10 protein-coding genes are annotated in these 9,742 nt (G+C 63.2%); 1 reads left to right on the forward strand and 9 read right to left on the reverse strand.

Going from position 1 to position 9,742, the window contains the following annotated elements; translation table 11 throughout:
* From VEK15_24445 to lspA, 9 genes are all read right to left on the reverse strand, one after another.
* A partial coding sequence (locus VEK15_24445; GenBank protein HXV63873.1) for a hypothetical protein occupies positions 1-203 on the reverse strand: 203 nt, incomplete at its 3' end.
* Entirely contained in the window at positions 200-1,060 is an 861-nt protein-coding gene (locus VEK15_24450) for a TIGR02757 family protein (GenBank protein ID HXV63874.1), read from the reverse strand. The genes VEK15_24445 and VEK15_24450, both read right to left, overlap by 4 nt.
* Positions 1,057-2,337: a dihydroorotase gene (locus VEK15_24455; GenBank protein ID HXV63875.1), complete on the reverse strand. Its 1,281-nt coding sequence runs from the start codon at positions 2,335-2,337 to the stop codon at positions 1,057-1,059. Before VEK15_24455 ends, VEK15_24450 begins: the two co-directional genes overlap by 4 nt.
* Positions 2,334-3,254 (reverse strand): aspartate carbamoyltransferase catalytic subunit, encoded by a 921-nt coding sequence (locus tag VEK15_24460; protein ID HXV63876.1) that lies wholly within the window; start codon positions 3,252-3,254, stop codon positions 2,334-2,336. The genes VEK15_24455 and VEK15_24460 overlap by 4 nt, the downstream gene beginning before the upstream one ends.
* The gene (gene pyrR / locus VEK15_24465) at positions 3,251-3,784 is read right to left on the reverse strand and encodes a bifunctional pyr operon transcriptional regulator/uracil phosphoribosyltransferase PyrR (GenBank protein ID HXV63877.1); all 534 of its coding nucleotides are present in this window, start codon (positions 3,782-3,784) and stop codon (positions 3,251-3,253) included. Before pyrR ends, VEK15_24460 begins: the two co-directional genes overlap by 4 nt.
* A 4-nt stretch (positions 3,785-3,788) precedes the next feature.
* Positions 3,789-5,630, reverse strand: coding sequence for an alkaline phosphatase family protein (locus VEK15_24470; protein HXV63878.1), 1,842 nt, complete (start codon positions 5,628-5,630; stop codon positions 3,789-3,791).
* Positions 5,618-6,565 (reverse strand): RluA family pseudouridine synthase, encoded by a 948-nt coding sequence (locus VEK15_24475; protein HXV63879.1) that lies wholly within the window; start codon positions 6,563-6,565, stop codon positions 5,618-5,620. The genes VEK15_24470 and VEK15_24475 overlap by 13 nt, the downstream gene beginning before the upstream one ends.
* Before the next feature lie 147 nt (positions 6,566-6,712).
* Positions 6,713-7,519 carry a prolipoprotein diacylglyceryl transferase gene (gene lgt / locus VEK15_24480; GenBank protein ID HXV63880.1) on the reverse strand — a complete coding sequence of 269 codons (807 nt, stop codon included), beginning with the start codon at positions 7,517-7,519 and terminating at the stop codon, positions 6,713-6,715.
* Positions 7,519-8,034 (reverse strand): signal peptidase II, encoded by a 516-nt coding sequence (gene lspA / locus VEK15_24485; protein ID HXV63881.1) that lies wholly within the window; start codon positions 8,032-8,034, stop codon positions 7,519-7,521. Before lspA ends, lgt begins: the two co-directional genes overlap by 1 nt.
* Before the next feature lie 171 nt (positions 8,035-8,205).
* Between lspA and VEK15_24490 the strand changes: the two genes are divergently transcribed.
* The gene (locus tag VEK15_24490; GenBank protein HXV63882.1) at positions 8,206-9,594 is read left to right on the forward strand and encodes a response regulator; all 1,389 of its coding nucleotides are present in this window, start codon (positions 8,206-8,208) and stop codon (positions 9,592-9,594) included.
* Positions 9,595-9,742 lie beyond the last annotated feature (148 nt).

The raw sequence follows: 9,742 nt of genomic DNA on the forward strand, positions 1-9,742 counted from the left end.
CAACGGGCCTTCGCCACAATCTTCAGATTCCCCCGTTCGATCGTCTCGAATCGAGCACCCCGGCGGCGAAGCTCGGCCAGAGTCGCTTCGAAATCCCGTTCGCGTCCATAGGCCAGCAGGAGAGCTCCGCAAGAATCGCAGGTGGCGACGTCACGATGTCGTTTCAGGCTCCGGGACGACTCATCGAGGCAGCAGTTCTTCATCGATGGCGCAAGCCTCTGCGGAGCTCACACAGCTCGCAGGCGAATCCGTTCCGATGACGGGGGCAGTCGTGCAGAATTCCCATTCGCGAGAGGGCGAAGTCGTACTTCACCGGATCGTCGGGATCGAGTCGGGACAGGCTTCGGGTGATGTCGCATGCCGTCCTCCAGCCGGGCGTCTTCCTTCGCGTCCATCGCAGGGCTCTTCCGATGCGGTAGAGGTGGGTGTCGAGTGGTACGACGAGGTCCCGAGTCCTCACGAACGGCCAAAGCCCCAGATCGACGCCGTCGTCGGGCCGAGCCATCCAGCGAAGATACATGTTGGTCCTCTTGCACGCACCGGTGAGCGCGCTCGGGAAGAAGAATCGCACCCGGGCGCTCGGGGGCAATTGCCGAGAGCGATAAACGCCGCCGTGATCCAGCCGTAGCGCTCGCTCCCGGAAGGCGGAGATGCTCCCCGCCATGTCCCCTTCCACGTAGCCTTCCGCGAAGAACGCACCGATGCTTCCCTTGGTCTGGATCATCAACCCCGCCCAACGGACCAGACAGACGACGTCCCTTGCGTCGATCCAGCGATGACGAAATCCGCCGAGAGCCGTCAGGGCCGGCCCGACAGAAAGGCGAATGGCAAACTCGGCTGGCCGGCTGCCCATCCAGGCGCAGAGGCGCTCGAGACTCTGGCGGATCGAGGCGACGTTTCCGAACGCGAGCGCTGAGGCCACGAGCCCGATGACCTCGCGGTCCATCGGATCCGGGTATCGGTGAGGGAATTCCAGCGGGTCCGACTCCAGATAGCGCGCGTCGTAACGTGCGCGGAGCCGTTCGAGTCCCTCGAGAAGGAGTTGCTGACGCTGGTTCATGGGAGGGTGAACACCGATCGCCCCGAGACGATCGTGCGAACCGCCCGACCCTGAAGCTCCCAATCGGCGAACGGCGTGCTCCTTCCCTTCGAGACGAAAACCGACGGCTCCACCCGGAAGGGCCGCTCGGGATCGAGCAAAGTGAGGTCCGCGGGTGCGCCCACCGCGAGCGTCCCGCCCTCGACCCCCAGTATCCTCGCCGGCCCGGTCGACATGAGCTCGATCCAGCGATTCAAGGAGATGATGCCGGGCCGGACGAGTCGGTCGAGCCCGAGCGACACCGAGGTCTCCAGGCCGACGATGCCGAAGGGCGCATGATCGAAGTCCTGCTGTTTCTCGTCCTCGTGGTGAGGCGCGTGGTCGGTCGCGATCGCGTCCACGGTTCCGTCGGCGAGTCCCTCGAGAAGCGCCTCGAGGTCCTCCTCGGTAACGAGAGGGGGCTTCATCTTCGCCCGGGTGTCGTAGCCTCGTACGCTGTCGTCGGTCAAGAGAAGGTGGTGGGGCGTCACTTCGCAAGTTACCGGCAAACCTCTCTCCTTCGCCTGGCGAACCGCCTCGAGGGCTCCCTTGGTCGACAGATGGGCGACGTGGAGCCGCGCCCCCGTCGTTTCCGCCAGGATCACGTTACGGCGAACCGAGATCTCTTCCGATGCCCTGGGAATGCCGCGAAGGCCCAGACAGGTCGACCAGTAGCCCTCGTTCATCACGCCACCGGGATGGAGCTCCGGCGTCTCGCAATGCTCGATCACCGGAATATCGAAGATCGTGGCGTACTCCATCGCTCGCCTCATGACGTTCGCGTCTCGAACCGGGAGTCCGTCGTCGGAAACGGCGACGGCGCCGGCGGCCACCATCTCTCCCATCTCCGAGAGCTCTTTGCCTTCCATCCTCCTGGTCGTGGCGCCGATCGGATGGACGCGAGCGCCGCCGGCGCGGTGGGCTTTCTCGAGAATGTACTCGGTGACCGCGGCGCAGTCGTTCGGTGGATCGGTATTTGCCATCGCGGCGACCGCGGCAAATCCACCCGCTGCCGCCGCCGCGGTTCCCGATGCGATGGTCTCCTTGTACTCGAAGCCGGGCTCGCGCAAATGAACGTGCATGTCGATGAGCCCGGGCACGGCAATGAGGCCGCGAGCGTCGACCACTTCGGCCCCCTCGGGACTGAGGCCCTCGTCTATGGCGCGAATGCGCCCCTCGTCGACGAAGAGGTCGGAGACCCGGTCGATGCGCTGGCTCGGATCCACGATTCGAGCGCCCCGGATCAAGAGCGACTTCATGACGCTCCTGCGAGAAGGTACAGGATGGCCATTCTCACCGCGACGCCGTTCGTCACCTGGTCCAGAATGAGGGAGTAAGGACCATCGGCTACGGCGGATTCGATCTCGAGCCCGCGATTGAGAGGTCCGGGGTGCATGAGGATGACGTCTTGCTTGGCTCTCTTGAGACGATCCACCGTGAGAGCGTAGAGATTGAAATACTCGCGGACCGAGGGAAAGAACGCTCCTTCCATTCGCTCCTTCTGCACCCGGAGCATCATGACCACGTCCGCGTCCACGATGGCGTCGTTCACGGCGGTTATGACCTCGACCCCGAGCCGTTCGACGAAAGGGGGAAGGAGGGTCCGCGGAGCGGTAACGGTCACGCTCGAGCCCATTTTCGTCAGCAGCCTCGCATTCGAGCGGAAGACGCGGCTGTGAAGCAAATCGCCTACGATCACCACCTTGAGCCCGCTGAGCCTCCCCTTCGCTTCCAGGATGGTGAAGGCGTCGAGAAGGGCCTGGGTGGGATGTTCGTGCATTCCGTCACCGGCATTCACGACCGCGGATTCGACGCGGCGGGCCACGAAATGCGGGGCTCCCGACGAGGGGTGACGCATGACGATGACGTCGGGCGCCATCGCCTCGAGATTCTTCACCGTGTCGAGGAGGGTCTCTCCCTTGACGACGGAACTTCCCGCCGAGCTCACGTTGATCGAGTCCGCCGACAAGCGTTTCGCCGCGATCTCGAACGAGACCCGGGTTCTCGTGCTCGGCTCGAAGAAGAGGTTGATGACCGTCTTTCCCCGGAGCGCGGGCACCTTCTTGATCGCCCGTTCCCCGACCTCTTTGAACGAGGTCGATGTCTCCAAGACCAGCTCGATCTCGGCGGGAGAGAGGCTCTCGATGTCGAGGAGGTGATGGCTCGCGAGGGTCATGCTACGAGTAGGATGGCGTCACGACCGTCTTCTTCCTCGACGAGCACCTGAACCGTCTGCTCCCGGGACGTGCGGAGCCTGGTTCCCACATAGTCGGCATGGATGGGAAGCTCGCGCCATCCGCGGTCGACCATGACCAGGAGCTCGATTTTTCGCGGTCTTCCGAAATCGACGAGAGCGGTGATCGCCGCGCGCACCGTGCGCCCGGTGAATAGGACGTCGTCGACGAGCACGATCGAGGAATTACCGACGGCGAAGGGGATATCCGTGCTCCGCACGATGGGCTGGGAAGCGACGGCAATGAGGTCGTCGCGATAGAGCGTGATGTCGAGCGTTCCGATCGATGGTCGCGCCCCCAGCTTCGGCTCGATGAGCGCTGCCAGACGTTTCGCCAGAGGCACGCCTCGAGTGCGGATGCCCACCAGGGCGAGCGGCGGTAGGCCCGACGGGCTCTTCTCGACGACTTCCGATGCCAGTCGTTCGAGGATTCCTCGGAATTCCGCGCCTTCGGCAATGACCGTTTGCTGCATCGGCTCACTGGGGGTTGACGAGAAGCTCGGGAAGCGCGTCGAGGGGTGAAGAGGCCTCGATGACATCATCCCGGCGCGGCTCGATGAGAAAGTTGTGATACGAGGAGATGAACGTCACCGGCTGGTTGAGTACCAGCTCGTCCACGAAGATCTCGGTGAGAAGAGTTCCGTCCATGTCCTGGCCCAGCGGGAGCCCCATAAGATAGAGGAGGGTCGGGGTGATGTCCAGAACCGAGGCACTCTCGATCTTGGTTCCCGGTGCGATCCCGGGCCCGTTCACGATCAGAAGGCCGTCGGGAGAGGCCTCGTGGTAGCCGGAGAGGTGAAGGTTCCCCTTGAACGGCTCGACGATTCTTCGCGTCAGCGGCAGAGGGTCCATGCCGTGCCCCGAGAGGACGATGAAGATCTCATTGGAGGCGCGCGCCTGGAGGGACTCGCCCAGGATCGTGTCGAGGTAGCGGTAATAGGCGTCGACCACCCGGCCGTATTTTCTCTTTTCGGCGTCGCTGACGTCCCCGAAGCGCGCCGGCCGGTGAAATCGGGTGAAGTAGTGACCGACGACGTCGAGGCCGAAGTAATACGTGGCGAATACATCCGGCGCGTACTCCTCTTTCAGCATTTTACCGATGCGGTGATAGGTCATATCGTCGGCGAGCGCGCGGGTGAGCTCTGTCTTCCAGGGAAAGTCGTCTCCCGGTACCGTGATGGTCGTATCCACGAAGCCGGAGAGCACCTCGCCGTCTATCTGACCCGGAAACACGACCTCCGGGCTCATTCGCTCGAACAAACTTTCCGGACTCGTCAGCCGGGGCAACGGCGGATCGAATCTCTCCCGGACCTGCCGGTGAAAGTACTCCGAGATCACGAAGCCATCGACCGGGTCGGCAGGATAACTGCCCCACCAGCGCAACAACCCCACCTTGACTCCGAAACGACTGAGGATGCTCCAGAAGGGTTGGGTGCGCCTCAGCGTCGAGGTTACCGCGCTTCGCCTGACGACTCCGAGACGATCCAGGCTGCGGAAATCGAGCCAGCGGGGACGGAGGGAGAACGGAGTCTCGACCGAAGGAAATCGATACCGGTAGAAACCCTTCAGGCCGTGCTGGCGAGGGAGTTTGCCGGTGGCGATGCTCATCCATACCGCCAGCGATTCGGTCGGGTAGAGCGTGCGCAGAGCTCCCGACGCGCCGCCCTCGATCAACCGGGCGAAGTTCGGAAGCTTGCCTTCGGCCACGGCCGGCAAGACGTAGGAGAGTGAAGCGCCTTCGAAGCCGATGAGTGTGATTCGGCGAAGTGAAGGCGTGTCCTGCAACGGCATGCGCGGGAAGTTGTTTGCCGAAATGGGTTGCGGTCGAAGAATGAGCGGAAGCGCCACCGCGGCGATCAGGGAACCTCCGGAAAGGCTGTAGCTCACGATGGACCCTCTCCGGCCGAACGAGTAATGAAAGAATCCCATCACCAGGAGAGCGCCCGCCGCCGTCGAGACGACCGTTGCCGCGAGCGCGAGCGTCCTGACCGTTTCCGAGGGCACGTAGAGCCGGAGGCTCACGAGATTGATCCAGAACAGGGCAGCGGAAACTCCCAGCGCGAGGGTGAAGAGCCACGTCAGGATGCGGAACGAGAGCCAGGCGGGACCGAGTGGCCTCCCGCGAAGAGATTCGACGAGCTGTAGCAGAATCCAGAGTGCGGCCGCTCCGGCGAGCCCATGGCTGATCGCGAACACGCCCCACACCGACAGGACGTTCCCCGGGGTATGAGGGACCTCGGGATTCAGGATCAGAACGAGCTCCGCGGCGAGCAGAGCGGCCAGCTGGCCGGCCACCAAGGCGTTCGTCAGCTTGCGCATTGCCTCAAGCTGGAAATGAGCCCCACCATGTCTCTGGGCAGGGGTGCCTCGAAGTCGAGCCGTTCGCCGGTCTCCGGATGCACGAAGGAGAGCCTCGCGGCATGGAGGGCGGGCCGGGGAAAGTCTCTGAGAATTTGGAGACCTCGCTTCGTTGCGCCATACTCCCGGTCCCCCACGAGAGGGTGTCCCGCCTCGCTCAAGTGCACTCGGATCTGGTGCGTGCGTCCCGTGGTGATTCGCACCCGCAGAAGGGAGCTCGAGGGCAGTCTCTCCGAAAGCTCGGCCTCGGTAACGGCCGCTCTCGCTCTCGTCGACCGGCTCGATATCCTCTTCCGGTGTATCGGATCACGCCCGAGAGGGCGATCGAAGAACATTCGCTCCGGAGCATCGCCGTGGACGAGGGCGACATAGCGTTTGTCCACCTCCCGGCGCGCGAACTGGGCCCCGAGGTGCCGATGGGCACGATCCTGCTTCGCGGCCACGAGTAGCCCGGATGTCCCCAGGTCGAGACGGTGCACGATTCCCGGTCTCGTCACACCTCCGATTCCACTGAGCTCACTGGAGTGAGCCAACAGGGCGTTCACGAGAGTTCCCGATGGGTGGCCCGCCGAAGGATGGACGACCATGCCCGGAGGTTTGTTCACCACGATGAGATGATAGTCCTCGAACACGACTTCGAGCGGGATCGCCTCGGGGAGCGGCGTCGCCGGGGTGGGCGGGGGAAAGAAGACTTCGACGCGCTCACCGTTTCGGCAGGGTCGTGAAGGCCGTGCCCGAGCACCGTCGACGAGGACGCGTCCTTCCTCGATCCAGCGCTTCGCTTGAGCTCGGCTCACCTCGTCGAGTCTTCCTGCCACGGCCATGTCCAGCCGGGTGCCCTCCAGAGCGGGCTCGACGAGAAACCGTTCGAGACGCTCGCCAGTTTCAGTCTGCAATTTCTCTAGAGTACTCAATGCCGTGGCGGGACCGGTAATCGATCGAGCCGCCACGGCTCGGCCTTTGCGGCGCTTCGCGCCGATCTCGCGGCAGAAGTCTTGGCCGCCGCTCGGCAGGCTGGGCCGTACTTCTTCTTCATCAGCCTGCTAGGCAGTACGCTGTCTCGGAAGCCGCCTGAGTGTCGCGAGCGCGAACGTCGCGGTAACGAGGAGAAGCAATGCGATGACCTGAGACGTGGAGAGCGCTCCGCCGAGCACGAATCCTCTTCCGAGATCTCCTCGAAAGAACTCGATCACGAACCGAGCGGTGGAGTAAAGCGCCACATAGCTCCAGAAAATCTGCCCATCGAACTTCTTTCTCCCCGCCAAGTAAATCAGAAAGCCGAAGATGGCAAACTCCACCAGCGCCTCGTAGAGCTGCGTCGGGTGGAGGGCCACGTTCAAAGGCACTCCGACGATCTCCTTGGCGTATGGATCGGTGAAGGTGACGCCCCATGCGAGGGACGTCGGCTTCCCGTAGCAGCACCCGGCGCTGAAGCAGCCCAGCCTACCGATCCCGTGGCCCAGGGCGACGGAGGGCGCCAGGATGTCCGTCGTAACCCAGACCGGGAGGTTGTGCTTTCGAAAGAACCAAATCGCGGTAAGGACCGCGGCCACGAGACCGCCGTAGAATACGCCTCCCGAACGAACGAGGCTGAAAGGATCGTGGCTGTAGTGCTCCCAATCGACGACGAGAAGGAGGAGCTTGGCGCCAACGAGCGCCGAAACGAGGAGATAGAGGCCCAAATCCATCATCAGATTGGCCTCGACGCCGAACTTCTTGCCGCGGATGGCGGCAACCTTCAAGGCGATGAGGAACCCAGCCGCGAGCAGGAACCCGTAAGTGTGGAGGATCGCGTGGAACTGGAAGCCGAGGAGGTTGACTTCACCGAAATCGACGAGCTTGGGGAACACTAGGAGCCCTCACGCACCGCGGATCGGGCTACATCCGTTCGAGCGGACCGTGAGTCTTCTCGGTGGCGAAAGCTGTCGAGAATCAGAAGTCCCACCCCGACGCAGATGCACGAGTCGGCGACGTTGAAGGCGGGCCAATGCGCGCCGCGGTAGAAGACGTCGACGAAGTCGACGACGTAGCCGAGACGGATCCGATCGATGATATTGCCGACCGCACCGCCGAGAATGAAGGCGAGACCGAAACGCGTCAGCGTCTCGCTGCGCGTCGACAGGAGCGCGTAATAGACAACCGCGGCGAGGGCTCCAAGGGAAAGAAGCGTCACCAGCACCGTCTTGTAGGGCACGTCGCTCCGGGATAGGAGCCCGAAAGCCATTCCCGAGTTCCTGACCAGCGTCAAGTGGAGAAGATCGGGAATGACTTCGATGCTCTGGCCCAGGGTGAGTCTCGAGGTAACCATTGATTTCGTCGCTTGATCGAGCGTAACGACGCCCACCACGATTAGCAGAAGCCTCACCAACATTTTCGTTACCAACGCCAGACTAGCACTTCGCTCCGAAATCTTTCAATCCGTTCGCAATCGAGGGAGTTCGAAGATACACTAGGATTATAGTCCACGCGTTGCCATTGCTTGTGGAAGATTGCGCCTGAGACGGGGAGCATAGTCGCACTGACTTCGAGCACCGTGATGACGGATCCCACTTCTACCATAGTCATCGTCGACGACAGCGCGAACGATCTCGATCTCATCGTCGAGGCCCTCCGCCCGTTGGATAGCACTCTCGTCACCATCAAGGATCCGCACGAAGTCATGAAGAGCGTTCGCGGGCTGAAGCCGGATGTGGTGCTACTGGACGCCCTTCTCCCCGGGTTGTCCGGATTCGATCTCTGCCTGCAAATCAAGTCCGACCCGGAGCTCAAGAACACCCGAGTCATCATCGTGACCGGGGTCTATCTGAAGCAGCAGTATCGTCAAGAGGCCACGAATCAGTTTCGAGCCGACGGCTTCGTCACGAAACCCTTTCGCCCACTGGATCTGCAGCGACTGGTCGCGCGGCTGAGGTCGGGAGAGTCGGTCGAGCCGACGACCCGTCCCGCCCGGGGTTTCCGACTAGCCCGATCGAAACCACAGGCCCGCGCCCGGTTGGGGTTGCTCGAACGGCTGTTCGGCAAGGGCTCGGGGCGCGAAGCGCGCGAGTCCGCCCTCGCCGCTCGGAGCGCTTCTCCCACTCGATCCGAGCCCTCCCCGGTGACCTCGAGCACGGAGGAAGCGGTCGAGCCAGACTCGGGTTCCGAAGATGCGGCGCGGGGTCACGAGATCGTCGAAGACACCGGGCCGCGGCCCGAGATTCCCGCTGGGAGCAGCGACGGGCAAGCAGACGATGCTTCGGATGGCGAAGGCGGCGAACAGGAACGAAACGAAGAGCCACAATTCGCACTCACTGGGCCGAACCCGCCGGCCGAACCCGTCCGGAGCGGGAGCGGCGAGTCCCCGGCGGCAGCGGAGTACCAGATCTTCTCGAAGGACGAGCTGGAGCGTCTGTTGAAGACCCAAGAAGGTGGAGCTCCCCAGGAACTGCCTTCGAACGAGGCCGGGGCGGCGGAGAGCCGCGAGGTGGTTCCCGCGCTCGGGAGGGACGAGTTCCAGCTCGAGGCGAGGCGGGAGCTATCGAAATGTAAACGCGTGTACAAGCCCCTCACGGTCATCCTCGTGGAGATCGACGACCTGGCTCAGATCGTCGAGCTTCTGGGCAAGGAGGCGAGGGGACGCGTGCTCCGGCATGTTGCCGAGCTCGTCAGGGCATCACTCAGAGAAGCCGACCTCGTGGCCGTGATGACGGGGTCCCCCCGGGTTGCGGCTGCCGCGTTCGCCTGCGATCGATATGGCGGGGACCGTTTCATTGCCCGACTGCGTCGAGCCTTGAACAAGAATCCCTTCCGCGTCGGCGAGAGCCTGCCCCCCATCATTCCCCGGCTCCGGTTTGGAATGGCGACCTTTCCCGAGGATGGTCAGGAGGAAGCTCCGCTTCTCGAGAAAGCCGAGGCCGAGCTCGATCGCCTGGACGCGGTGGATTGACCGTCCCCGGTGGCGCTCATATGATTCGCCCATGGCCATTGCAGTCCGCGACTTCGAGCGAATCTGCGATTACCAGGCTTGCGTTCGACTCCAGATGGAAGTCTGGGGATTCTCGGCGGCCGATGCCGTCCCGGAAATGCACCTCCTG

It is taken from the genome of Vicinamibacteria bacterium (assembly GCA_035620555.1).
In the GTDB taxonomy this organism is placed as follows: domain Bacteria; phylum Acidobacteriota; class Vicinamibacteria; order Marinacidobacterales; family SMYC01; genus DASPGQ01.

Coding starts and splice junctions, on each gene's coding strand:
- VEK15_24460 (HXV63876.1), bottom strand. CDS start 3,254: ATGACCCTCGCGAGCCATCACCTCCTCGACATCGAGAGCCTCTCTCCC.
- VEK15_24470 (HXV63878.1), bottom strand. CDS start 5,630: ATGCGCAAGCTGACGAACGCCTTGGTGGCCGGCCAGCTGGCCGCTCTG.
- VEK15_24490 (HXV63882.1), top strand. CDS start 8,206: ATGACGGATCCCACTTCTACCATAGTCATCGTCGACGACAGCGCGAAC.
- pyrR (HXV63877.1), bottom strand. CDS start 3,784: ATGCAGCAAACGGTCATTGCCGAAGGCGCGGAATTCCGAGGAATCCTC.
- VEK15_24450 (HXV63874.1), bottom strand. CDS start 1,060: ATGAACCAGCGTCAGCAACTCCTTCTCGAGGGACTCGAACGGCTCCGC.
- VEK15_24455 (HXV63875.1), bottom strand. CDS start 2,337: ATGAAGTCGCTCTTGATCCGGGGCGCTCGAATCGTGGATCCGAGCCAG.